This is a genomic window from Microcoleus sp. w2-18bC1 (assembly GCF_036700365.1).
Classification (GTDB): domain Bacteria; phylum Cyanobacteriota; class Cyanobacteriia; order Cyanobacteriales; family Microcoleaceae; genus Microcoleus.
In genome coordinates, this window is the sequence record NZ_JAUBOS010000025.1 from 1 (window position 1) to 25,528 (window position 25,528).

A 25,528-nucleotide genomic window follows, 5' to 3' on the forward strand; every position below is an offset into this window, starting at 1 on the left:
GTCGCTTTTATCAACAAGGTATGCGGGCTGCAACCCTGATTCGGTCTATCTCCTAGGCCTCTTTGTCACCCCCCCAGAGCAATTACAGGTTTTAACTTAAAGTAACCTTGACCGCGAATCATTTGAAAAGAACGATCGCCCTACATCTACCCCAACCCTAGCTAACTACAGCCACCGCAGACTTTGGAACCTGAGAATGCTCCACCCGAAAAACATTCGCGCTCAAATTAGCAACAACTTGTTTTCCCTGCTGCGTCAGTTCCAAATAGCCGATCGCATCCTTCACATACCGATAAACCACATTCCAATAAAACTTCGGATAACCATCCCGCAACTCCCCCGGATTTTGATAGCCCAAAACCCGATTTTGCCCAATTTCCTCAAACTCGTAAAACAGCGCCGCAATCTTTTGCAAATATCGCGGATCACTCAACTGACCAATTAAATCAGCAGCCCGAACTAAACCAGGATAATTTACAGTATCTTGATAATCTTCATTTGCAGGAACTGGGAAACGAGTCAGCTCAATATTATGCTTAACCAGCTCAGCATCAATCAGTTTGTGACCGCCAAAACGCTCGTCAATAAACATTTTTCCGCGATCGACATGATAAGGCATCAAACTAGCATCCGTCGCCCCCGGAGGCAGCGTTAATTTCAGGTCGCCTATTCCCGTCGCATACAGTCCCAAATCTCTTCTATCTTGTCGGCAAACACCTTTAACATACCCGATATCGTGACATAGCAAAGCAATGTGGAAGTGCAGCCAATCTTCGCAGGAAACACCCCCTTCGCGGATGTGCTTCCCACCCAGAATTGCTTGTCCCACCAAGGTCACTAAAATAGTGTGTTCGACATTATGGTAAAGAGCATCGCTATTAGCAATATTTTCTAAAGCCATACTCGCCACCCAAGCAATAATTTCGCCATAGTCAGATTTAAACCCGCCATAAGTGTGGCGGTAGCCTTCAATCAGGCGATTGACAAAAGCCTTAATCAGCAGTTCAGTTGCGTTAAACATATTCACTTCCCTGAGCCCATGTAGATTATTAAATTATTTTTATATTTATTGTTTTTGCTGCTACCGTTTGATGTTATTTTTGGCTTAAGCGCCACGATGAATACCCACTCCTATCGACAGGCATCCATTGATATTATCAACAATTATGGCTTAAATTATGGCTCTCGCAACTACCAGAGCGACAGACCCCATAAATAATTGATATCAATGGGCGATCGAGGTATGACACCCCTCAATTAGCTACGGCGTTACATCTTCCCCGTATAGGTTAGGAAAAAACGAGGGCGATAGAAAACGCAACCGCACTAATTCCTCATACACAGGATTAAGCTTGCACATAGGCGGTATGTGGAAAATATGGTGTCCCTATAACGGAATATCTCTCTCAAAAGGACACCGTGCGGGTATAAGTTGGCACACCACTGAGTTACTTGCGGCTCTCCCACGGCAATGCTATCAAGCCACTGTCGCACTTGTTGCACGAGGCGATCGCAAAAAGTTAAGTCTTGGCACTGATTTTCCGGGAAAATACTTGTAGTCAAGTTCATGATTGATCTCAGTAATCATTACTAACAAAAACTTATGAATCACCCGACTTAATCCTCAACGAGACCCACTGTTGATCCGGTGACGTGAATAAGTTTTATGAGTGACACTCATAGTCGCAAAAAGTGATGCAAAGAGCTAGCATTTGTGATTTAAAACTCGCTAAAGTGTGAGACAGATCACGGCTTATGTTCCCTCCAGAATGTATATTTAGATAGATGGCAAGAAAATAAGACAGAATAACTAGCAGCCCTCCCTCGCAGTTCCCCTCTCCCATCATCTGCGATCTACGACTCTGTATACTTACTAATATAAGGTTTCCGGCAATGATTAAACAAAAACATAAATATGCCGACCTTGCTCAACTCCCCCACACAGATACCGTGCTCCAAAAACTCCCTGTAGAAGTTAAAGAATGGGCCCAAAGCTTGCCTTGGAACCAACGGCGCTATGTCTTGTCCCTCTGCTACATATTGTGTGCATCTACTCCCGACTTGCAAGCAGAATTTTTAGATAATTATACAGCCGACGGTTTAGTCTCAAAAATGTTTGAAGATGTAGATACTCTACACCGAGTCAAAGAGTATTTAATCAGATTTCGGGTCAAAAAACAATTAAACGAATCAGATTTAAGAAGCTACATCAAACAATTTTATATCCACTCAGCTCAACAATCGCTCCGAGAAACTGACCAATATTTAGAATCAGCACTCCGCTTCGTCTTGAGTACAGAAGAACGTAATAATGTTTTTAACTACATTTTGGGCTTTGAATTTATTAAAATTGTGTTTCAAATGAGCTGGTTGCAACACGAAAGATTAGCGAGACTGCAAAAAAATCAGTCGCAGTTTATTGAAACCTACATCAAGCCGATTCAACACGCACACAGAATTAATGGCATAATTCTCCCGAAAGATGAGAGAATCTTTTTTGCCAGGCGCACCTATTACGTTCAACTACCTAACATTTCCTACAGAAGGCTAATTGAGTTAGTCATGGCAACTTTTACTACAGAAATGGTGAGTAATTGCGGATTTTCTATCAGTCGCCACTCTCAAGCTCTGCGTTTTGACTGCGATTACATTTATGATCCAGAACCAGAAGAAGAAAGATTTCCTACTGACTTGCAATTTATTCATTAACTTGACCCAGTAAGGTTTACCATAAGTTGCTTTTTTCTCTTTACTTTTAGTTGCGCTTTGGGCCCAGGAGAGTTTTTGAAGCATGGGAATTCTAGTCGGCAAGTGAAAACTGAATTTTTCAGCCTGATTTTATATAAAATAGGAGGGCTGTATCAATTAACTTTCCGCTTGCATTTCTTCAATGTCAAACCAGCTAACTATCACTCCCGCTAGCGGAATCGCCAGAAATATACCTAAAAGTCCTGCTGATCTTGCCCCAACTAACAGTGCAAAAAATACCACTACCGGATTGAGGTTAAGAGAATTTTGCATGAGTCTCGGATGAATAAAGTTGTCTTGAACTTGCTGCAAAACAATGCAAGCTGCCAATACTTTTAAAGCTAGCCATACATTTTGAGACAATACAATAAAACAAACTAAGCTAATCCCCAGCGTCGCTCCGATTCCTGGAACTAAATCAAACAATCCGATAATAAAGGCTAAAATTAAGGGAAATTTCACATCTAACAGCAGAAAAATCAAAAAACTTGCTGTTGTCAAAAATAACATTAACAGGATTTGTGCCTGAAAAAATCCTAAAAAGTTTTTTTCTATTGTTACACTTAAACGCCTATGCAGGTGTCGAGGTATAAACTTGAGAACTAACAGCCACAGCCTCTCTCCATCAAGTAACATGAAAGAAGCCACTACCATAATTAATATTAAATTCAATAAGTTGGTTAAAAATACTTGTAAAAAAGCAATACTCGATACAACTCCAGCCAAAGCTTGATTTCGCAGTTGTTCCTCAATAACTCGCAGGTTAACTTGCAGGTTTCTCGCCTGCAGGAATGCTTCGATGCGCTCGGACAGAGGCGCTAGAGCATTCACAAATTCAGTCATGCTGTCAATTAATTGCTGCCCTTGAGATAAAAGAGTGACGCCTACGGTGACGGTGAGACCGCCAAAAACTAAAATGGTGAGCAAGACAACGAAGGCGACAGCTAAACTTCGCGGTAAAAATTTCTGGAGAGTTCGCACCGGATAGTTGAGCAAAAAAGCCACGAGTGCAGCAATGGTGAAAACCGCGACTGCAGTTTCAAAGTAAGCTAAAAGTTGCAGTCCAGCCCAACCAGAAGCAAATAAAAGCAAAAACCGGACTAAGGCTAAATTGCTGAGCATATTCCAAAAATTGGGAGGGGTTCTTTCTTGCTCTTTCACAGGGATTTTTAGGGGTTAATAATAGCTCAAAACTATTGCAGAGTGATCTTTTAGCATCGCACCCAAGATATATCTGCGGCTATCCCCCTCAAGGCTGAAAGCAGATGACGAACTGAGGCAGGAGTGGGTTCTATTCACCATAAGTTCGATCGTCACGAATTCCTAATGAAACACGCCCGCGATCGAACAAACAGCCTTTCTGAGTCTAAAACCGCCTCGGAAACTCTTTGCGAGGGGAGTATTTGTCGTGGCGGGCTCGCAACTAACACACAAACGCTCAAACTAGCCGGCGCCGAAAAATCCGGTTTCAGTGCCCGTGGCGAAAAAGTTCTACTCTGTCCCGTGGAAGATAGTATGAACAGGTCAATTTTTGGGATACTAGAAACTAGCACTCAACTTAGCTGAGGAACAAACGTGCTGCTATCAAAAGGCTTTGAAGTAGAAATGTATACCGGCACTCCCGAAGGTGAGGTTGTCGGTCTATCCGATCGCATAGTTGCTGATCTAGAGGGATTTGTCCGGGAGCCTGATAGCCGCAATGTGGAGTACACGACCGCCCCGCTGTGCAGCTACGATCGCCTGTTGTGTGCCTTAGTCAAGCCACGAGTTCGGCTGCGCGAGTATTTAAAACAATTGGGCGACTATACCTTGCTGCCGGGAAGTACCTTGTCTCTTGGAGGAAGCGATCGATTTTACCGATCCGATCCCAACAACCCCTACCACACCTACATCGAGCAAACCTACGGCACCAAAGTCGTCACCGCCAGCATTCACATCAACATCGGCATCTCCCAACCAGAAATGCTGATGCGCGCCATCCGCCTCGCCCGCGTCGAAGCACCGCTATACCTTGCCTTGAGCGCCTCTTCCCCCTTCCTAGACGGCGAAGTGACGGGCTATCATTCGACTCGGTGGGGTTTGTTTCCCAAAACTCCCGCCATCGTTCCCCTGTTTGAAAGTCACAAGCATTACATTCAGTGGACTGAAGAACAGCTAGAACTCGGTACTATGCAAAACGTCCGCCATTTGTGGTCTGCAGTGCGACCAAATGGCGATCGTCGCCCCTACTGTCTCAATCGCCTCGAACTGAGAATTTGCGACCTCGAAGTCAATCCTCTGGCTTTGTTGGCCATTACTGCCTTACTAGAAGCTCGCATCTGGCAGATGATGGAAGACCCCAGCTTAGACCCTTTAGATCTCAGCACCTTGCCTGCGGCCACCCGCAACGAAGACTTAGTTGCCCTCACAGACGCCAACGAAATTGCTGCATCCCGGCAAAGTTTGGATGCCGAACTCACCCACTGGCAAGACGGCAGAACTATTCTGGCACGAGATTGGATTGAGGAAATTTACCGCGAAGTGTGGCCTATAGCCAAAAAACGCGGCTTTAGTTGCTTTCTCTCGCCACTCAAAAAGATTCTCCGGGAAGGCAACACGGCCCAGCAGTGGTTGAAGCTACACGAGGGCGGTTCGGACACCCGCAGTATTATTCTGCAAGGGATTCAGGGCATGGCTCACCAAGAATGGGAGCTAGAAGACAACTTGTGCGCCCAGTTAGTTGCCTGAAGTACCCGCCGTTATTATAACGGGGGCTTTCACTAGCCCCCTGGCTATGCGTACTCAGCCAATAGAAATAGCCCGAACCTCCCGGTCAATCGATTTTAGATTTTAGATTTTAGATTGACCCCACGGATAAATTCGGGGACTCCTTTATCGGATACAGGTTTTTTATTTCTGGACGGATGAATCCGGGGGCTTATATCCTGGATGCTTGATTGTCCAAAGTTGCAGATCGCCACCCTTAAAACAAATCAGAATATTTAATCAATGGAGTTCGACAAAGGTTATAAATAAAAGCTATAAGGTATATCTACCTGTGGGTAGTTTTATAAATTTCCCAAGAGCTGTATTTTTCGCTTTTAATTAGCTTCATGCCCCAACTTGTCTTGATTCACCCGCAAATCCCCCCGAATACTGGCAATATCGCCCGCACTTGCGCTGCCACAGGCACGGAACTGCATTTAGTTGGCCCGCTGGGGTTTGAAATTAGCGATCGCTACCTGAAACGGGCCGGCTTAGATTACTGGCCCTACGTCAATCTCCAGTGCCACGAAGACTTAGCGGCTTTTGGGGCCTATCGGGACCAGCGCGGGGGACGAGCGATCGGATTCAGCACTGGCGGGCGATGCAATTACGCGCAATTCCAATTTCAGCCCAGCGACTGGCTAATGTTTGGCTCGGAAACTGTAGGCATTCCCCAATTCGTCTTGGATGCCTGCGACGCCACAGTTTTTATTCCGATGAGCCAGCCTGGAGTCAGGAGTTTGAACCTCTCCGTCAGCGCGGCTGTGGGTTTATTTGAGGCTAAACGACAGTTGGGGGAGCTGGGATAAATCATTATCAACACATAAATATATAGATATTTAATAGCTGCCGGAGGCTGGCAAAGCTGCATTTAAATATAAGAAATTTGTATCAAAGGGGTGAAAATCTAGATAGCCGACATTAATATATTTTATTCAGTCAAAAACAGATTGTTATCAGCAACACAAAATTACTCCCAAGATGATTCAGCAACAAAAACAGAGGATTTTAGGGATTTAGGGCGTGAGCGAGTACCAGCTTGGGTCTGAACACTATATCTAGTAAATATACGGTTGTAGGTTGTCCGGAAATTAGCCTAAAGTTTGATAATAGGTGAGAGTTCAGAGCCTTACCGGAACGAAGATTTTATGTATTCGTTCCAGCTATTACGGTGTAAGGCTTGTGGGGTTAATTGCAGCAGGTTTGACCGAGAATTTTAAAATTTCTGACGGTTTGAGCTTGTCTAAATTAAAAAAGCAAGGTAATCTGGCCTAAGCATGATAGCTGTCAACAATCAGAATATTTTTGCTTGTTGATTTAAACTCAGCGTCATGCGATCCCCTTGAGTGTTTCCAAGGACAGTTAGCGCTTCTCAGTAGGAGGTCGTTTTTTTGAAACGAACATATCCCCAAATTAAGCCTGTTCAGGCTAGTGAAATCGACAGAGACGGTTCTGCGGAACCATCCAAACAGACAACGCTCAGCACAGGCAGAGTTCGCTCTCTCGCCACGATCGGGCTGGCAATATCGGTAGGTGCTTCTGGCATCCTGCTACCGAGAAATGGAGACAGCGCTCGCGCGTCTGAACTCGCACCGACATCAGAATCCACCGCTGAAGTACAGCCAGTATCGGCCAACGGGCCCGCTACGTCGGCACAAGTTGACGGTTCCAGGGCCGAACAGCCCGGATCACCTTATGAACCCGCGACGGTTAAGGTGCAGGAGGGGCAAAGCCTTTGGGAGCTTTCTCGGGATTATGAAGTTGAACCGTTGGCACTAGCAACTGCCAACGACATCCAACCCGATACCATACTCCAAGTTGGCCAACAGCTCAGAATTCCGACTGCGACGGAAGCCACACCACAACAGAACGCCGGCTATAGCACATCGGCTTCGCTAGATCGCGCAGCGACGGTCAATCCCGAACAAGAGTTAAATCTGACTGGCTCCGAGCCATTGGATAGTGCAGCCATGACAGCGCTGCCATCAACCGCAGCGACCCCGCTGGTCACGACGGTACCGGAACAAAGTTCGATCGAGATCCCGAATGCAGACGGGGCGATCGACAGTTTGAAAAAACAGGAAAACCGCACCACAGAATCGGGTCGAACTATGTTCGGGTCGGAGGGGGGAGCAAATTTATCTACACCTGCGGCATTTTTGCCGGAGTCAGCACCGACGCTGACCTCCCCCGGATATGCAACTGGGACCACTATTCCTGACCTCGATGCCACACCTGTAATTCCCAATTCCGGGGGAGGTCAAGTAGCATCGCCCGATCAAGCATTAGAGTCAATTGAACAGTCTTTGGCAACACCCACTGTGCTAGTCCCCCCTGCGGGAAGTACCGCCGCGCCGGCTGAGGTTCTCTACAGCGTGCGTCCGGGAGATACGCTAGATGCGATCGCCAAAGGTCACGGCGTATCGCCCACAGATCTGATCTCCGTCAACAAGCTCGGCAACCCCAACTTGCTGAATGTCAATCAACGGCTGAAAATTCCCCAAGTTGGGTTTAAAAATCCAGGGGTGCAGGCGGCAGCCTCTTATTCTGCCTCCAACTCTACATCTGTCTGGGCGGCGAGTTCGGTTCCCGCATCTTTGAACCCCAGCTCGTCTACCTCGGAAATAGCCGGTGCTGGCGTTGCATCACCCGCGCCCAAAGTGCCTGTTGTCTCTCCGCTGGAGAACCTGGAAGGTCTGAACAATATTTCAGCGCCGATGGTTCCCCAAATTAACAGCATTCCGCTGACTCAAGTTTCCCAAACCATTAGCGATCCACGGAAGCTGGATCTTCAAGGCGAACCAACATTTACAGGTGCAGTTGACACCAGTGCCCTGCCCTCGCCAGCCAGTGCAACTGCTACCGCCATCGCTACGGGAGAATACCCGCAGCCGATCAGCTTCGTGGCAAATACTAGCGCCCAGGGCTCAAATGCGGAGCCAACTAGTGCTGTACCAGAGTCGAAATCGGAGCCTCTCCCTACCGCAGAAGCTCTCAACCCTTATTCCGAACGCTTGAGGGCAGAAGTTGTCAGGCTGCGAGAGGAATATCGTGCCTCGCGCAATTCGATCGGCGCCAATGCGGTGTCCTTGGCTCCAAATGACGGGTCCTCGGTCAACCCGTCTGAGGATATGCCAAGTGCCAATCCCTATCTTTACACCCCTGACTATACTGAGGCGGTGCAAAATGAAATCAGCAGACCGCCATCGAGAGCCTGGTCTGAGCAGGTTCAGAAGCAGCAGCAAGAGCGTTTAGACCCCGCTCGCGCAGCGGAACTGCAACCGATCAACCTGACGCCGAACTCTGCTGGGCAGCGGCCTGTGGTAGCAACTGCTCCTTTGGGAGCCGACGGTTACGATCCCCTAAGCAACCCGTCTTTGGGACGCATGGTTTCTCCAGAACTGCCTCCGCTTTCGAGCCCTGATACTTATCTGCCTAACGGCAAACAACAGTCGGCTAACCAGTTTATTTGGCCGTCTAAGGGCGTTCTGACTTCTGGCTACGGCTGGCGTTGGGGACGGATGCACAAAGGAATTGATATTGCAGGGCCGATCGGCACGCCAATTGTGGCAGCATCAGACGGGGTGGTTACCTATGCTCAGTGGAACGACGGCGGCTACGGGTATCTGGTGGAAATTACCCATCCTGACGGCACTGAGACTGTCTATGCCCACAACAGCCGAATTTTGGTGCAAAAGGGTCAGAGAGTCGCTCAAGGGGAACAGATTTCAGAAATGGGCAGCACTGGCTTCAGTACCGGGCCGCACTTGCACTTTGAAATTCATCCCGCCGGACAGGGTGCTATCAACCCAATGGCTTTACTGCCCGACGATGCCTCCAGCGCTTCTCGGTAACTACTGGTCGGAAGTTATGGGTTTTGAATGATTAGCAAAACTCATAACTTTTACTGGAATTCATTAGAAATTGTGTTGCTTGAAAAGAGAACATAGCTAGCCCTACCGTGCTACGATAGTAAATCGTGAAGTAGATTTGGCTCAGTGGCGCAGTGGTTAGCGCAGGGGACTCATAAGCCCAAGGTCGCAGGTTCAAATCCCGCCTGAGCCATTATTTAATCCAAAAAATTGCGCTCTCAAATTTGAGAGCGTTTTTTTTTGGTTTCTCTAGAAGATACTTGTAGTCGTTATGAGTATGATATATTTGTAACAGTTCGTAAAAAAGGAAACAAAATCTATGACCAGTGAATGCCTCCGGGTTGGTCAAGCTGCACCCGATTTCGCAGCAACAGCCGTAGTGGATCAGGAATTCAAGACAGTTAAACTGTCCGACTATAAAGGCAAAAAGTATGTAGTCCTGTTCTTCTACCCCTTGGACTTCACCTTTGTGTGCCCGACTGAGATTACAGCATTTAGCGATCGCTTCGAGGACTTCAAGAAAATCGATACCGAAATCCTCGGCGTATCCGTTGACAGTGAATTCTCTCACCTCGCTTGGATACAAACAGACCGCAAATCTGGCGGTGTTGGCGACCTCAACTATCCCTTAGTTGCTGACCTCAAAAAAACAATTAGTTCGGCCTACAACGTCCTCGACCCAGAAGCAGGTATTGCCCTTCGAGGTCTGTTCATCATCGACAAAGAAGGCATCATCCAACACTCTACTATCAACAATCTTGCCTTCGGCCGCAACGTGGACGAAACTCTCCGAACTCTGCAAGCTATCCAACACGTCCAGTCTCACCCCGATGAAGTTTGTCCCGCCGGCTGGCAGCCCGGTGACAAGACCATGACTCCCGATCCTGTCAAGTCTAAGGTATTCTTTGCTGCGGTTTAAGCAGATTATATGTGTAGGGACACGGCGCTGCCGTGTCCGTACCCGCAGAGGCATTTATTTAAGCGGATTTTTAATTACCAATTAGCAATTAGCAATTACCAAATTAGGAAATATGCTGACTTCTACTAATTTTAGCGGCTTGTTAAATGAGCGGTTTTTCCAAAATTTATTGCCTGTTCCGGCGAGTAATGTTCTGAAGCTGGGACAGAGGACGCCAGATTTTGAATTGCCGGATATTAATAATGGCAAATTGGTGCGGCTGTCGAATTATCGGGGCGATAAGCCTGTAATTCTGGCTTTTACGCGGATTTTTACAGAAAAGCAATATTGCCCTTTCTGTTTTCCTCACATTAAAGCTTTGAATGAAAACTGGGAAAAATTTGCCGATCGCAATATAGAATTATTGATGGTTGCCAGTACCGACGATCGCCAAAGCCAAATTGTGGTTAGAGATTTAGGCTTGAAAATGCCTCTGCTTTCTGATCCAGGCTGTCAAGTTTTTCGGGCTTATCAAGTCGGTCAGGCTTTAGGTGCTCCTTTGCCTGCTCAGTTTGTTTTGGATGCAGATGGAAAACTCCTCTTCAAACATTTGTTTTCTTTCATAGACCACAATGCTAGTGTGGACAGTTTATTGAAATATGTCGATCGGTAACGACACCGCTGCTGTGTCCTAATTAGGAGTTTTTTACCGCTGATGTACGCTGGTTTAGGCCCATCAGCGGGATTTTTTCACCGGTTGACCAAGAATTTCTTGATGGTACCCGCCACGTGATTTATCCGTGGAATCAATCCAAAATCTAAAATCTAAAATCCTCAAGCCCCCGCCTTTATCTCGCGCAAGTCAATCTAAAATCTAAAATCTAAAATCTAAAATCGATTGACACTGGCTGCGACAGCCCTTTAGTCATAAATACTTATTGTGCCAATTTCGATGGCGGAATGTTGCCATGTTGGCTCGACATTAATCTAGGCTATAGCTTGAAGGTACTTAGTACAAGTTTAAGCCAATGTCGTCTCCCAAAGATCGATCGAGCAAAATTGAATTGAGCATCTTAGCGTCGCATCCTGAGTTGTTGACAGGTTTAGATGCGTGGCTGCGGCTAGGTTTACTTTCGCCCGCTGAGGTTGAGGAATTGTGCCGACAGTATTTAGTCTGCCCAATCAGAGAGCCCGCTGTAGATTTTTCTGAAATTGAAAACCCGCGAGATCCTATTGCCGAGCCAAAAGTACCTGCCTTATCAACGCAAAAAGCAGTACCTAGCAGCAGAGAAAGCGTTGCTAGACCCACAGAAACTACTCAAGCCCCTAATTTTATCGCTCAAATTTTGCACTCGCTAATGGCAGAAATTAGCGTGGTGTGGCTGTTGTTTTTAGGAGTGTTCATGGTAGTTGTCTCCTCTGGAGTCTTAGCTGCCAGTCAGTGGGAAAGATTTCCTGCCGCCGGACAATATGGAGTTTTATTAGCTTATACTTTAACCTTTTGGGCAATTAGCAGTTGGGCTAACAGACAGCAGAATTTGCACTTGACTGCTCAAACTTTGCAAGAAGTGACGCTGTTGCTAGTGCCGATCAATTTTTGGGCGATGGATACTTTTGGATTGTGGCGGTATCCTTGGGATTGGGCGGTAGCAATCGCAGCGGCACTTATTTTGACTTGGATAACTGCCCGGATTATCAAATATCAATATCAAAGCTGTTCAGGAAAAAACATCACTCGATCGATCGCCCTAAATCACTTGGGATTGAGTTATTTGCACTCTTGGTGGGCATTGGCCGGCTTTGCCCTTACTGCGGTTTATGTGGGTACAGTGGGAACTGCTGCTATTACAGTTTATCAAGTTCAGCAACAACGATTGCAATCTATCCAACTTGGGGGAAATACTGAAACATTCCCCGCTGCTTTCAGTTTGAGCAAAGATTTTTTGACTTACAAAAAAGCGACTTTAGTAGCTTATTCATTAGGAATTTTACTGGGTCGAGCGATATTTGTCAAGGATGTAAATATCGCTGAAATGGGTTTAGCTTTGGCGATTTGTGGCGTGCTTTTAGCATGGCTAGATTGGCAGCAACCCCGGCCATCTGGGACTATTGAAAACAATATATCCGACCCGCCAAATCCCAGCAACTTTTTTCACTGGCAATTAGCGGGAATGGGTTTGTTGGGTTTGGGATACCTGGTTTGTTTTCGCGACATTCCGCTACAGGCGATCGCAGTTAGCGGATTGGCTGTTTGGTTTTTTTATAACCGTTTAGTGCGGTTTTGGCAAGAGTTTGATTTGGTAATGCTGGAGGCGGTGGGACTTCAGAGTATTTGGCTGTTTTGGCGAGTGCTTCCTTTAGGGATTAAGACACAAGTTGTGGCATTTTTAACTCAGCTTACAAACTCTCAGGAAACTCCTTGGGCTTTTTGGGGTGTTCTGCTGTTGCCTTATTTAATGTTAATGCTAACAGCAGCCGAGTGGCTCTACCGCAAGCGAAAGTTTCAACTAGCCTATTTTGGCGAAAACCTTGCTCTCGTTTTGGGTAGTGTTTTAACTGTTATTAGTTTTGTCAATCCGTTTTGGCGATCGCTCAATTTATTAGTCTCTACTTTAATTTTAGCTTGGATCACTTGGAAATACGTAATTCCCGATAATTCCCGGCGAGTTTCGAGGCAGGCTTCGGCGGCTGAACAACAGGGAAATCCGGAAATTTTGGTTCCCATAACTCACATTATGGGTTTAGGGGCGATCGCTTCGGCAATTGACCTATTTTTCCCAAGTCTGACACCAAATATTTGGTCAGCAATATTATTGATGTTTATGGCTAGTGAATGGGTATTTTTTGTCTGGATGAAAGCGGCAAATTCCCAAGAAAACTCTGCCTTTTTACGCTGCCATCCTGCATGGTTCCAAAGTTCCTGGTATCTGGGCTTAGTATTAGCAGGATTTAGCTTTGTCTTGTTGCAAAATTATGTGATTGCGGGTACTGCCACTGATCGCCCTCAGTGGAGGTTGCTCTGGCTGGCGACTCCTTTGGCTTTGACTGCTGTTGCTAAATATACTGAGGTTCCTCACAAAAAAGTTGCCAGTACCTTTAGTACGATCGCCCTAATATTTGCACAAATTCTAATTTTTATTTTTCCGGGATATCGGTTAATTGGTTTGGGTTTGGCCGCCGGATTAATGTTCGTCAATACTTACTATTTAGTCGAGATACCAGCGGCTGCAATTGGAGTGGGATTTGGCTTGACTTTCGTAGCTGCGGCGATCGATCAATTAGGTTTTGTGTCGGGTTGGGATTGGGGAATTGCCGGGGCGATCGCTCTTTTGTGTCTGTGGTTACTTCGCAGCATGATTGTTCGTTTTTCCAGCCGTTTACCTGAGTCTTCTCAATTAGCTCAAATTTACGATCGAGCTTTAGATGGGTGGGCAATCTTACTTGCAGGCTTACTGTTGACAACTATTACTTTTTATTCCTTTGAACTCTACGCAGCCAGTAGCTTTAGTTTTCCGCCCTCTACTGAAGTTTTGGCTGCTATTTTGGTGATAATGGCTGCGATTATTTTCCGAAGTTTACGCCAACTTTCCCCTCTGGCAATTTATGCTTTGGCTTGGAGTTTGGAGTTGTTGACAGCAGTGGGTTTGAGTTTGGTAGAACAAAATACTATTAATCTGGCAGTTGCTAATATTGCTCTCGGATTGTTTACGCAATTGTTGGGGGATTGGTGGCGGCGCCGACACCCCGATTCAACAATTTTACCTAGCATTCATTTTATACCTTTGGTTTACGGCGTATTGGGTTTAACTTTCCGATCGCACACTTTTGCAAATTGGACTGGTTTAACTGTGTTGGGTGCGTCTTTAATTGCGATCGGCATTGGTAGGCGGGAGCCAGAATTCAAACCTTTGGTTTATTTAGGATTAATTGGCGTTTCCGTTGCTGCTTACGAATCGCTACTATATCAACTTTTTCAAGCAGCAGGAGGAGCTTTTGGCGACGGCTTAATTGTCCTGGCAACTCTCGGCACAACATTAACATATATCTATCGCATTTTATCTCCTTGGCTCAGCAATTATTTACATTTAACTAATGCAGAGTTAAAAATATTTGCTCACCTGCACTGGGTTTTGAGCAGTTTGCTGCTGATTTGGGCTTCTGCCGATGATATTAAGTCCGGCCTCAGTTTAGGATTAGTCACTGGTGCTTTATTAGTTCAATACGCTTTCTTGCAAGGGCGAAATAATCTCGATCGCCAATGGGGAGAAATTTGGATTTACTTGGGCTGGCTAGAAGCCTTTGGCATCCGGCTTTATTGGATCAATACGCCTTTAGTTAAGTATATTTCCGGGCCGCTGGGGCCTTGGAAAGTTGCCCTCGCTTCTCTATTAGCTTATTTCATTTACATTTTGCCTTGGGACAACTGGGGTTGGTCAAAAAAACCTTGGCAGGTAATTGCTTCGCTGATTCCAATAGTTACTATTTTAGAAAGTCCGGCTAAGTTTTATCCGATTAGCTTACTGATAGCTGCTACTTTGTATTTTTTCCTGGCTTGGGAAAAGGAGGAAGTCCGTTTTACCTATGTGAGTGTGGCAATAATTGACTGGATAATGCTGCGGTGGTTCTGGCAAATAGGATTGACTCAGCCAGAGTTTTATGTTACTCCTTTAGGACTTTCTTTACTTTACATTACTCAATTCGATCGCACTCTCAAATTACCAGCAGAAAAACCGCTGCGCCACACTCTGCGAATAATCGCAACTGCGCTGATTTGCGGGATGCCTCTTTTGACTCAACAAAGCCACGGTTTAGTTGCGGGGGCTTTTAGTTTGGTGGCTATTGCAGCGGGTTTGGCGCTGCGAGTTCGGGCGTTTTTGTTTGTGGGAACGGGAATTTTTTTAATCAATGTTTTTTATCAGTTGGTGGTTCTGATTTTCGATTATCCGCTGATTAAATGGGCGATTGGTTTAGCTTTTGGCATTGCGTTTATCTGGATTGCTGCTACTTTTGAAACTCGGCGCGATCGCATTTCTGCTTTTGTGCAGCATTGGGTTGTGCAATTACAATCGTGGGATTAGATTCGTCGATAAGTTGCATTTTTTTTACGGGTATTATTTAATTAAAAACCCGGTTTCTCAAAGAAACCGGGTTTTTAATCAACAGTATTTATCCGTTGGTAGAGTGCATTAATGGCTTAATGCGAACTCTGGCAATTTTGGCTCAGATGAACCATCGGGCACTACCTTAACCTGACCGTTTTCATCCACATCAACTATTGCCTTTTGGCCGTCTTTCAGCTTCCCAGACAGCATTTCCTCAGCCAGTACATCTTCCAACAACCGCATGATGGCGCGGCGCAAAGGTCGAGCACCGTAGCTGGGATTGTAGCCTTCTGTAACTAACAAGTCCTTGAACCGGTCTGTCACCGACAAAGTAATACCCTGTTCGGTTAAGCGGCTGAAGACTTGCTGCAACATAATGTCCGCAATCTGCTTGACTTCTTCCCTGTTCAACTGGCGGAAGACGATAATCTCATCCAAGCGGTTGATAAATTCGGGACGGAAAAACTGTTTCAGTTCTTCGTTTACCAGGCTGCGAACGCGGTTGTACTGACCGTCTGCAGCACTTTCAGCAAACTCGAAACCGAGACCGCCGCCGCCTTTTTCAATCACTCGCGAACCAATGTTGGAGGTCATGATCAGCAGTGTATTCTTAAAGTCTACTGTCCGACCTTTGGCATCGGTCAAGCGGCCGTCTTCCAAGATTTGGAGCATCATGTTGAAGACATCCGGGTGAGCTTTTTCGATTTCGTCGAACAAGATGACTGTGTAAGGACGACGCCGGACTGCTTCTGTTAGTTGACCGCCTTCATCGTAGCCAACGTAACCCGGAGGCGAACCGATGAGTTTAGAAACCGTGTGGCGTTCCATAAATTCGGACATATCTAACCGAATCATGGCTTCTTCGGAACCGAAGAAATAAGTTGCCAGGGCTTTTGTAAGTTCGGTTTTGCCGACGCCTGTGGGGCCGGAAAAGATGAAACTGGCGATCGGGCGATTCGGATTTTTCAAGCCTACCCGCGCGCGACGGATAGCCCTAGAAACTGCGCTGACAGCTTCTTCTTGACCGATCAAACGCTGGTGCAAAGTATCTTCCATGTGCAGCAGCAATTCCGATTCGGATTCTGTCAGCTTGCTGACTGGTACTCCCGTCCAATTAGCCACGATGTGGGCGATGTCTTCTTCGGTGACAATGGGAGAAGTTTTGAGTTGGCTTTTGTTGATCGTAGCTTCGGCGATTTCGGCTTCAATCTCTAATTCGCGATCGCGCAATTTTCCAGCTTTGTCGAAGTCTTGCTCGCGCACTGCTGCATCTTTTTCTTTTGTTACTGCAGGCAGTTGCTTTTTGAGCTCTTTAACTTCGGGCGGGGTTTGTGAATTCATCACACGGACGCGGGAACCTGCTTCGTCAATTAAGTCGATCGCCTTGTCTGGCAAAAACCGATCGTTAATGTACCGGTCTGACAGTGTGGCCGCTGCTTCTAAAGCTGCGTCGGAAATTGTCAGTCTGTGATGCTGTTCGTAAGCCGATCGCAACCCGTACAATATTTCTATTGTTTCAGCCACACTCGGTTCACCGACTTTGATCGGTTGGAAGCGGCGTTCTAAGGCAGCGTCGCGCTCGATGTGTTTGCGATATTCATCCAAGGTAGTGGCGCCGACACACTGCAATTCGCCTCTAGCAAGGGCGGGTTTGAGCATATTGGAGGCGTCCATGCTGCCTTGAATTGCGCCTGCACCGACTAAGGTGTGAATTTCATCGATTACCAGAATGATGTTGCCGGCAGCACGAATTTCTGCCATGATTTTCGTCAGGCGTTCCTCAAATTCGCCTCGGAACTTTGTACCAGCAATCAGCGAACCCATATCGAGGCTGATTACTTGTTTATCTTCTAAAATTTCCGGGACGTTTCTATTAACAATCCGCTGGGCTAGGCCTTCGGCGAGGGCTGTTTTGCCGACTCCCGGTTCGCCCACTAAGACTGGATTGTTCTTCGTGCGGCGGCCGAGCACTTGGATTACACGCTCAATTTCATTTTCGCGGCCTACCACGGGATCGAGTTTGCCGGCTGCGGCTAACTTGGTCAGGTTTGTGCCAAATTCTTCTAAAGTCGGGGTTTTGCGATCGCCGCTATCTCCCCTACCTCCGGGTACTGCAGCGACTTCTCCCACGGCACGAATTACCTGCGTGCGGACTCTCTGGCGATCGATTCCCAAGTTTTGCAGCACCTTCGCCGCCACCCCTTCATCGTCCTGAATCAGCCCCAGCAGGATGTGCTCGGTGCCGATGTAATTGTGGCCTAACTGCCGCGCTTCGTTCAGCGCCGTCTCAAAAATGCGCTTAACGCGGGGCGTAAAAGGAATTTCAGGCGGGAGGAACCCAGAACCTCTACCGATGATATTTTCGATTTCATTGCGCGCCTCTTTCAAGTTGAGGCCCATATCCAGTAATACTTTTGCAGCGATGCCAGTGCCTTCGCCGACGAGTCCCAGAAGAATTTGCTCGGTGCCTACAAAATTGTGACCGAGGCGTCGCGCTTCCTCTTGGGCTAGCATGATTGCTTTAATGGCTTGTTCTGTAAAGCGTTCAAACATATTTTTTCTATCCTACTGTCTGTCTTGGCGAGGGCTGTATCGCTGCTGGTGAGGAGCGATTTGGAACACTACACAAATTATAGATGTAAATTTTTGTGTATTTCCTTCTTTAACAATGTATCTTGCTAAAGGGGTAGGGACAGTGGGGAGAGCCGAATAGTAGGGGTGTGGTTGCCGTCCGCTGTCGATCGGATATTAATTGAGAATAATAGTAGCAAAATGGCTTGATTCCATGAATACTATCACTTTATCTATAAATAGATTCTTGTCCGAGTAAATAAAGCTTGATTTTTGTTTGCCTAAGTACATAGTTGAATTAAGCATATAACAGTTGCCATGTCAAGACTTTTGACGGTTGAGGATGCTCGTTCCGTCAGCCAACAGCCAACAGTCAACAGCGAACAGGGACTAGAATCAGATATATTTTCAACTCTGAGCAGAACTCCATGCAATTTCTCTCGCAATACCAAATCCACTCTACTCTCCACGAAGGTATCGAAACAATTATTTATCGAGGAAAAATCCCCACCCAGCAGGAGACAACTGTACTCAAAATCCTCAAAGCTGAATATCCCACCCTCGATGCAATTACCAGGATCAAGCACGAGTATCGCATTCGCCAACATTTAGACCATCCGGGCCTAGTTAAAGTCCTTAGCCTAGAAACCTTTGATAACCGTCTCGGCTTGCTTTTAGAAGACTTTAATGGCGAATCTCTCGATCGCCTGATGTCCAGACAAAAGCTCGAAGTTATCACGTGTTTGAGGTTTGGTATTCAACTCATAAAAACCTTAGAATATCTGCATCTTCAAAAAATCATTCATAAAGATATTAAGACTAGCAATATCATCCTCAACAGCCAAACAGGAATTATTAAACTGACAGATTTCGGGATTGCTTCACGATTGTCCAAAGAAACTCCCCAAATTAATAATATTAACTCGATCGTCGGTACTTTTGCTTATATGTCTCCCGAACAAACCGGGAGAATGAACCGCACTCTTGACTACCGCACAGACTTTTATTCTGTCGGAATCACTTTATATGAAATGCTGACAGGTCAATTGCCATTTATGAGCAACGACCCTTTAGAAATAGTTTACAGTCACATAGCTTCTCAAGCAATTTTACCGCATCAAATTAATTCAGAAATTCCACCAGCAATTTCACAAATCGTGATGAAATTGATGGCAAAAAATGCCGAAGATAGATATCAAAGCGCAGGCGGATTATTAGCCGATTTAGAAATTTGTTTAAATCAGTTAGAAACTACAGGCAAGATAGTCGATTTTACCCCTGGAAACTTAGATATATTGAGTCAGTTGTTGATTCCTCAAAAATTGTACGGTCGGGAAGCACAAGTCAGCGAACTATTGGCAGCATTTGAACGTGTAGCAAATCCCTGCGAGGAAATTTCTTCCTCTTCCCAAATTGAACTGATCCTAGTGTCGGGTTATGCAGGTATAGGCAAATCTGCCGTAGTTAGCGAAATTCAAAAACCCATCACCAGACAGCGGGGTTATTTTATTTCAGGTAAATTTGACCAATTCAAGCGGAATATACCTTACGCATCTTTAATTCAAGCTTTTCAATCTTTGATCCAGCAGTTACTTGCCGAAAATAACAAAAAATTACAAGATTGGCAACATAAACTTTTAGCCGCACTAGGCGATGCCGGACAAGTAATTATTGACGTGATTCCCGAACTAGAATTGGTAATAGGCAAACAGCCTGCCGTTGCGGAACTTGCCCCCACAGAAGCACAAAACCGCTTTAACAGACTATTCAAAGAATTTATCCACGTATTCGCGCAAAAAGAGCATCCCTTAGTCATATTTATCGATGACTTGCAGTGGTCAGATTCAGCAACCTTGAAATTAATGGAATTGCTGGCGACTGACCCCGATAGCAAATATTTACTATTAATTGGAGCCTATCGAGACCATGAAGTTAGCTCTACACATCCTTTAATGCAGACAGTAGAGTACATTCAAGAAACGGGGATTATTCTTAACACTTTAGTGCTGGAACATCTTTCTTTACCCCAGGTGACTGAGTTAATTTCTGAGACATTGAATGACTCAGAAAGAATTCAACCTTTAGCGGAGCTAATTTGGAATAAGACTGGTGGGAATCCTTTTTTCTTGACGCAATTACTCAACACTCTTTATCAAGAAAAACTTTTGAAATTTGACTTTGCCAAGCTGCTGTCTCCCGCAAGAAGAGGGGAGTGGCAGTGGAACATTGAGGAGATTCAGGCTATTGGCATCACAGATAAGAGTGTAGTTGAACTGGTAGCCAGTCGGATCCAACAACTGCCAGAGATTACACAAGAAATTTTGAAATTGGCGGCTTGTGTTGGGGACAGTTTCACTCTAGATGTTCTCTCTACTGTCAACGCAAAATCTCCATCAGTCACTGCGACTGAACTCTGGGATGCTTTGCAAGCGGGGTTAATACTTCCATTGAATGAGAGTTACCTCATTCCTTTATTTTTAGATGGAGAAGCAGGAGTTAATTTAACTTTCGATTCTTCGCGAGTCAGCTATAAATTTTTGCACGATCGCGTCCAGCAAGCTGCATATTCGCTGATTCCTGATTATGAAAAGAAAGCCACTCATCTTAAGATAGGTAAATTGCTACTTAAAAATACGCCCGCCGATCAAGTAGAAGAGAAAATTTTTGATATTATCAACCAGTTGAATGTAGGAATTGATTGTCTCAGCCTGCAATCCGAAAAAGATGAGTTAGCAGGATTAAATTTAATCGCTGGACATAAGGCCAAAGCAGCTAATGCTTATGAACCCGCTGTTAAGTATTTGAATGTGGGAATTTCCTTATTACCACCTGATAGCTGGGATCGCAACTATAGCATGACGCTGCGGTTGTATGTAGAGACACTGGAAGCGGAATATTTAAACACCAACTTCGCTCAAGCAGAAAATTTGGCGGAAGTGGTTTTGCGATCGGCTAAAAACCAGCTTGACAGAGTGAAAGTGTATCAGCTCAAAATCCTATTTTATCAGGCTCAAAGCCAGATGCTAAAAGCTGTTGAAACAGGTCTAGAAGTGCTGGAAATCCTGGGAGTCAACCTCTTAGATAAGCAGACCATTGCAGTGCCAAAATTGCCGCGAATTGAGGAATTAGCCAATCTGCCAGTTATGACAGATCCTTATCAACTGGCAGCTATGGAAATCCTGACAGCCCTCTATCCTCCTGCTTATATTGCCAAACCTGAAATTGTGTCCTCCCTCGTCTTGACTATGGTCAATCTTTGTATTGATCGCGGTCATTCACCATTAGCTAGTTTTCCCTATACTCTTTATGGAATGATGCTGTGCGGCATCGAAGGCGACATCGAAGCTGGCTACTACGCTGGATTAATAGCTTTAAAGCTGCTAGAACAATTTAATGCTAGCCAACAGAAAGCTAAGGTTTATGTAATGTTTAATGCTCATATAAGAATCTGGAAAGAGTCTACTAAAAACACACTTAATTCATTTCTAGAAGGGATGAAGTTTGGTGTAGAAAATGGTGATTTAGAATGGGCGGTTTATAATTTTATGCACTATATTACTAATTTAGTGTTAGTGGGAGAACAGTTAGAATATGTCGAAGAAAAACAAAGCGTTTGTATGGAGTTTTTGCAAAAAAATAAACACGAATTTGCCATAGGTTATGCTCAAATTTGGCAAGTAACTGCTTCAAGCTTAAGAAGCAAAACATCAGAGCAAGTACGATTAGTTAGCGACAGGTTGGATGAACCTGCTGTGATGTCCCGTTGGCAGAAAGAAAATAATCGAATGTCGCTGTTTGCAGCTTATGTTGCTAAATTGATGCTGCTTTATTTACTTAAAGATTATGCTGCGGCTGTGGCCAGCGGTAAATTAGCGGCAGAATACGCAGATGGGGCGATCGGCTTAATCACTGTTGGGGTACACAATTTCTACTATTCGCTGGCTCTCCTCGCTCACTATCCTGACAGTGACAATAAAGAAGCATACCTAGCTATTGTTAACTCTCATCAGCAAATTATGCAAAAGTGGGCCTACCATGCACCCATGAATTATCAGCACAAGTACGAGTTAGTTGAAGCTGAGAAAGCTAGAATTTTCAGCGATAAACTTCTTACAGCAATGGATTATTATGACTTAGCTATTAAAGGAGCGGCTGCTAACGGTTACATCCAAGAAGAAGCATTAGCATATGAATTAGCTGGAGAGTTTTATCAATCTTTGGATAAAGAGATAATTGCTCGAACTTATCTGACAAAAGCTTATTATGCCTATATCCGCTGGGGAGCTATAGCAAAAGTTAAATACTTAGAATCCCGTTATCATTATTTAGTCGATCGCCATCAATACCCAATACATAAAAATGTTATCAGCACTGCCCAAACTACTATTAACAATAGTTTGGTGCTGGATTTTTCAACAGTTGTTAAAGCATCACAAGCTGTTTCGAGCGAAATTATTCTCAGCCGCTTGCTAGAGAAACTTGTACAGCTTGTCAAGGAAAATGCAGGCGCTCAAAAAGTATTATTTCTTGCCAAGACAGGTAATCAATTATTCATAGAAGTTGGACTTACCGGTCAGTTTAATGATCTAACCGTGTTACCATCTCTCCCGATTGCCGAATCGGATATCCTCCCAATTTCCTTGATTAACTATGTAGAAAGAACGCAAAAATACTTGGTTTTAGATGATGCTACCCGATCCGAGCAATTCCAATTTGACCCTTATATTGCGGTCAATCAACCCCTATCTATCCTAGTATTGCCAATTATCCATCAAGGCAACCTTACGGGAATTTTTTACTTAGAAAATAATTTAACCAAAGGTGCTTTTACTAGCGACAGGCTAGAAATTTTGGCAATCCTGTCTGCACAAGCCGCTATTTCTCTAGAAAATGCTCGTTTTTATAGTATTCTGGAAACGCGAGTAGCCCAAAGAACTGAGAATTTGCATACTGCATTAGAAGAACTTCGCCACACTCAATTGCAGCTAATTCAAAGTGAAAAAATGTCCAGTTTAGGGCAAGTTGTCGGGGGAGTGGCTCACGAAATTAATAACCCGATTAACTTTATTTATGGAAATTTATATTATACCAATGAATACGCGGAAAACTTACTAAATCTACTACGTTTATACCAAAATAATTACCCAAATCCCGGACCAGAAATAGTAAATTTAACCGAGCAAATTGATTTAGATTTTTTGATGAATGATTTCACTAAAATGATAGATTCAATGAGAGTGGGTGCTGCGAGAGTTCGCGATATTGTGTTGTCGCTGCGAAACTTTTCTCGGCTAGATGAATCAGATAGGAAATGGGTGAATCTCCACGAAGGTATCGACAGCACGTTGATGATTTTGGATCACAAATTAATTGATATTCAAGTGTTCAAGGAGTACGGCAATTTGCCTTTAGTGAACTGCTATCCGGGAGAAATTAATCAGGTATTTATGAATGTACTGACTAATGCTATTGATGCTTTGTATCACGAAAAAAGAGGGAGGGAAGTTGACTCGACAATTCAGATTTGCACTGAAGTCGCCGAAGGAAATCAAGTAGCAATTCGCATTGTAGATAATGGTGTGGGGATGAGTTCGGAGGTATTGGGTAAAATATTTGACCCGTTTTTTACTACTAAAGAGGTAGGTAAGGGGACGGGTTTGGGATTGTCTATCAGTTATCAAATTGTGGTAGAACAGCATGGAGGAAAGTTAATTTGCAAGTCGGAACCTGGAGAGGGCAGCGAGTTTACTATACTGCTGCCGTATTGATTAATTAAAGCCATCGTGACAGCAACTGCTCAAATACTTCCACAAAGCCGATCGCAAGTTGAATCAATGGCCAACCCACCAGACAAATTAACACCGCCCAGCGAGTTTGAATATCCAAACCTTGCCGAACCGCCACAATTACAGCTAGCAAACTCCAGACAACTAATATGCGCTCTATTCCTTCTCCCAGCAAGGGAATTAAGGTTAAGAAACTCAGAACTTGGGGGGCATAGGCAAATCCGATTGGAACCAGCAGCTCCCGATAAGTTACGTGACCCGGTTTCAGCCACTCCCCGATTTTAAAGATAGTGAAAGTCCAAAAATAATAACCCCCCGCGACTGCCAAACCCTCTATGAAAAGTCCTAGAAATAATATTGATAGCTCAGTTCGGTTGATTAACAAGATGACAGAACTGCCCAACACGCGGGACAGCGCAGCTAAAATTACAATTGTTAAAGCTATTCGCTTAGTTCTGCGAGTGTAGGGAGTTTTTTCGTAAAAATTGCCGTTCAAAGAAAGCGCGTTCCAAAGCGTTGCGCCCAAACCTGCAATTGAATCTTCTCCCTTCACGTTGAACTCCTGCTCCTCAAGATAGTTGACAACTTGTACAAAATAAGCTCTAATACAGCAGCATCACCGAACTATTTCTAGGTAATTAAGTAATTAATTGGCATTCTACCAGATTTTATTAAATGCTAAGATTGATTTTACGGATACTTGCATGGCTGCGCGGGGGAAGTTTAAATTTGTTGCTGATCGCAGGTGTAATTTTGATAATTTGGGGCATTCTTTCGCCAGTGGGCACTGTTATATGGTGGCTGAATCAAAGTGCCGAAACTTTTGGTATCAAGAAAAATCCACCGGAGATATTGCCATCTAAGAAGGGCAATCTAGAAGCGCGTAAGTCTTCGCCACTTAATTGCTATATCATCTTTTTACCGGGAGTTGGCGATTTTTCGGGGGACGAATTAACGCCGGGCGAAGAGTTGTTTCTCAAGCGCTTAGTTAAAATTCACCCGCAATGCGTAGCAGTGGGCGATGTTTTTCCTTACTCAGTTTCTAACAAAAGTTTAGGAGGAGAGCGGTGGCTAGCTCCTTTTTGGCGGTTTGCAGAACAGGCAAAAAAAGGGCCGATTGCGGGGAATATATTCATTAAAATTCGCAATCTCTGGAGGTTTGCAATTTCTCTAGATTATCGCTACGGCTTTGCATACAATCAGGGAATAGCTAATGCAATTATCGAGCGGATGAATGCTAAATCCCCCATTTCAGTTAATTCTCCACAACCTTTAAAAGTTATTTTAATTGGCACTAGCGGCGGCGCACAAGTTGCTTTAGGTGCTACTCGTTATCTTAAAGAATGGCTGAAGGCAGAAATTACGGTTGTTTCGGTTGGGGGGGTGTTTTCGGGAGAAAATGGTTTTGCAGAAGCCGATCGCATTTTCCACTTTCGCGGCACTCGCGATTCTATTGAGGATATTGGCGGCATAGTTTTTCCGACTCGCTGGTACTGGTACGCTACTTCTCCTTTCAATCAAGCTCGTTTGCAAGGCCGCTATGCAGAAGCTGTGAGCGGCCCTCACAAGCACGACGGCGATGAGGGATATTTTGGGGAAAATCTAGCAGCGGATGGTAAAAAGTATGTAGATATAACGCTGGACAAAATTAATCAATTGCCTGTTTGGTCTGAGGGCGCGCACGATTGATGAGTTCTTGCATATTCGATAGTCATTAGTTATTCATTGTGTCATTGTTGGTTGTGCGTCGCTTGAAGCTTGGCCTTGTTGCCTTTCAGTCTCTACCTCAAATTCCCGATGCCCGAT

16 protein-coding genes and 1 tRNA gene are annotated in these 25,528 nt (G+C 44.9%); 11 read left to right on the top strand and 6 right to left on the bottom strand.

The annotated features are described in order from the left end of the window. Positions 1-157: 157 nt before the first annotated feature. The 3 genes from QT979_RS15025 to QT979_RS15035 all read right to left on the bottom strand — a co-directional run bounded on the left by QT979_RS15025 (position 158) and on the right by QT979_RS15035 (position 1,569). Positions 158-1,021 (bottom strand): Npun_R2479 family HD domain-containing metalloprotein, encoded by an 864-nt coding sequence (locus QT979_RS15025; RefSeq protein WP_333310818.1) that lies wholly within the window; start codon positions 1,019-1,021, stop codon positions 158-160. Between the two features lie 240 nt (positions 1,022-1,261). Beyond that, positions 1,262-1,360, bottom strand: coding sequence for a Mo-dependent nitrogenase C-terminal domain-containing protein (locus QT979_RS15030; protein ID WP_445304788.1), 99 nt, complete (start codon positions 1,358-1,360; stop codon positions 1,262-1,264). Beyond that, entirely contained in the window at positions 1,327-1,569 is a 243-nt protein-coding gene (locus QT979_RS15035; protein ID WP_333083077.1) for a hypothetical protein, read from the bottom strand. The genes QT979_RS15030 and QT979_RS15035 overlap by 34 nt, the downstream gene beginning before the upstream one ends. A 324-nt stretch (positions 1,570-1,893) precedes the next feature. Between QT979_RS15035 and QT979_RS15040 the strand changes: the two genes are divergently transcribed. Further along, entirely contained in the window at positions 1,894-2,709 is an 816-nt protein-coding gene (locus QT979_RS15040) for a cobyrinic acid a,c-diamide synthase (RefSeq protein ID WP_333210173.1), read from the top strand. Between the two features lie 156 nt (positions 2,710-2,865). Here QT979_RS15040 and QT979_RS15045 read toward each other — a convergent pair whose 3' ends face one another. Beyond that, complete coding sequence (locus tag QT979_RS15045) at positions 2,866-3,909, bottom strand: AI-2E family transporter (protein ID WP_333210171.1); 1,044 nt, start codon at positions 3,907-3,909, stop codon at positions 2,866-2,868. A 123-nt stretch (positions 3,910-4,032) separates the two neighbouring features. Here QT979_RS15045 and QT979_RS15050 point away from each other — a divergent pair, with 123 nt between their 5' ends. The 8 genes from QT979_RS15050 to QT979_RS15085 all read left to right on the top strand — a co-directional run bounded on the left by QT979_RS15050 (position 4,033) and on the right by QT979_RS15085 (position 15,341). After that, complete coding sequence (locus tag QT979_RS15050; RefSeq protein ID WP_333310820.1) at positions 4,033-4,314, top strand: hypothetical protein; 282 nt, start codon at positions 4,033-4,035, stop codon at positions 4,312-4,314. Positions 4,315-4,323: 9 nt separating this feature from the next. After that, positions 4,324-5,475: a glutamate--cysteine ligase gene (gene gshA / locus QT979_RS15055; RefSeq protein WP_333310822.1), complete on the top strand. Its 1,152-nt coding sequence runs from the start codon at positions 4,324-4,326 to the stop codon at positions 5,473-5,475. Positions 5,476-5,840: 365 nt separating this feature from the next. After that, positions 5,841-6,302, top strand: a complete 462-nt coding sequence (locus tag QT979_RS15060) for a tRNA (cytidine(34)-2'-O)-methyltransferase (protein WP_333210165.1) — start codon at positions 5,841-5,843, stop codon at positions 6,300-6,302. A 582-nt stretch (positions 6,303-6,884) separates the two neighbouring features. Then, positions 6,885-9,347 carry a peptidoglycan DD-metalloendopeptidase family protein gene (locus tag QT979_RS15065; protein ID WP_333310824.1) on the top strand — a complete coding sequence of 821 codons (2,463 nt, stop codon included), beginning with the start codon at positions 6,885-6,887 and terminating at the stop codon, positions 9,345-9,347. A gap of 138 nt (positions 9,348-9,485) precedes the next feature. Further along, positions 9,486-9,558 (top strand) — tRNA-Met (locus QT979_RS15070). Between the two features lie 126 nt (positions 9,559-9,684). After that, on the top strand, positions 9,685-10,284 hold the full coding sequence (locus tag QT979_RS15075) for a peroxiredoxin (protein WP_015178160.1): 600 nt from the start codon (positions 9,685-9,687) through the stop codon (positions 10,282-10,284). A gap of 112 nt (positions 10,285-10,396) precedes the next feature. Further along, positions 10,397-10,936, top strand: a complete 540-nt coding sequence (locus QT979_RS15080) for a redoxin domain-containing protein (RefSeq protein ID WP_333310826.1) — start codon at positions 10,397-10,399, stop codon at positions 10,934-10,936. 355 nt (positions 10,937-11,291) lie between these two features. Continuing rightward, positions 11,292-15,341, top strand: coding sequence for a hypothetical protein (locus QT979_RS15085; RefSeq protein WP_333310828.1), 4,050 nt, complete (start codon positions 11,292-11,294; stop codon positions 15,339-15,341). A gap of 108 nt (positions 15,342-15,449) precedes the next feature. Here QT979_RS15085 and QT979_RS15090 read toward each other — a convergent pair whose 3' ends face one another. Further along, positions 15,450-17,918: an ATP-dependent Clp protease ATP-binding subunit gene (locus QT979_RS15090; protein WP_333210158.1), complete on the bottom strand. Its 2,469-nt coding sequence runs from the start codon at positions 17,916-17,918 to the stop codon at positions 15,450-15,452. A 446-nt stretch (positions 17,919-18,364) separates the two neighbouring features. Here QT979_RS15090 and QT979_RS15095 point away from each other — a divergent pair, with 446 nt between their 5' ends. Continuing rightward, positions 18,365-23,704 (top strand): AAA family ATPase, encoded by a 5,340-nt coding sequence (locus QT979_RS15095; protein ID WP_333310830.1) that lies wholly within the window; start codon positions 18,365-18,367, stop codon positions 23,702-23,704. A gap of 4 nt (positions 23,705-23,708) precedes the next feature. Here QT979_RS15095 and QT979_RS15100 read toward each other — a convergent pair whose 3' ends face one another. After that, the gene (locus tag QT979_RS15100; RefSeq protein WP_333210154.1) at positions 23,709-24,275 is read right to left on the bottom strand and encodes a hypothetical protein; all 567 of its coding nucleotides are present in this window, start codon (positions 24,273-24,275) and stop codon (positions 23,709-23,711) included. A gap of 122 nt (positions 24,276-24,397) precedes the next feature. On the opposite strand from QT979_RS15100, the gene QT979_RS15105 reads away from it, so the two are divergent. Beyond that, positions 24,398-25,411: a hypothetical protein gene (locus QT979_RS15105; protein WP_333210153.1), complete on the top strand. Its 1,014-nt coding sequence runs from the start codon at positions 24,398-24,400 to the stop codon at positions 25,409-25,411. The last annotated feature ends 117 nt before the right edge of the window (positions 25,412-25,528 follow it).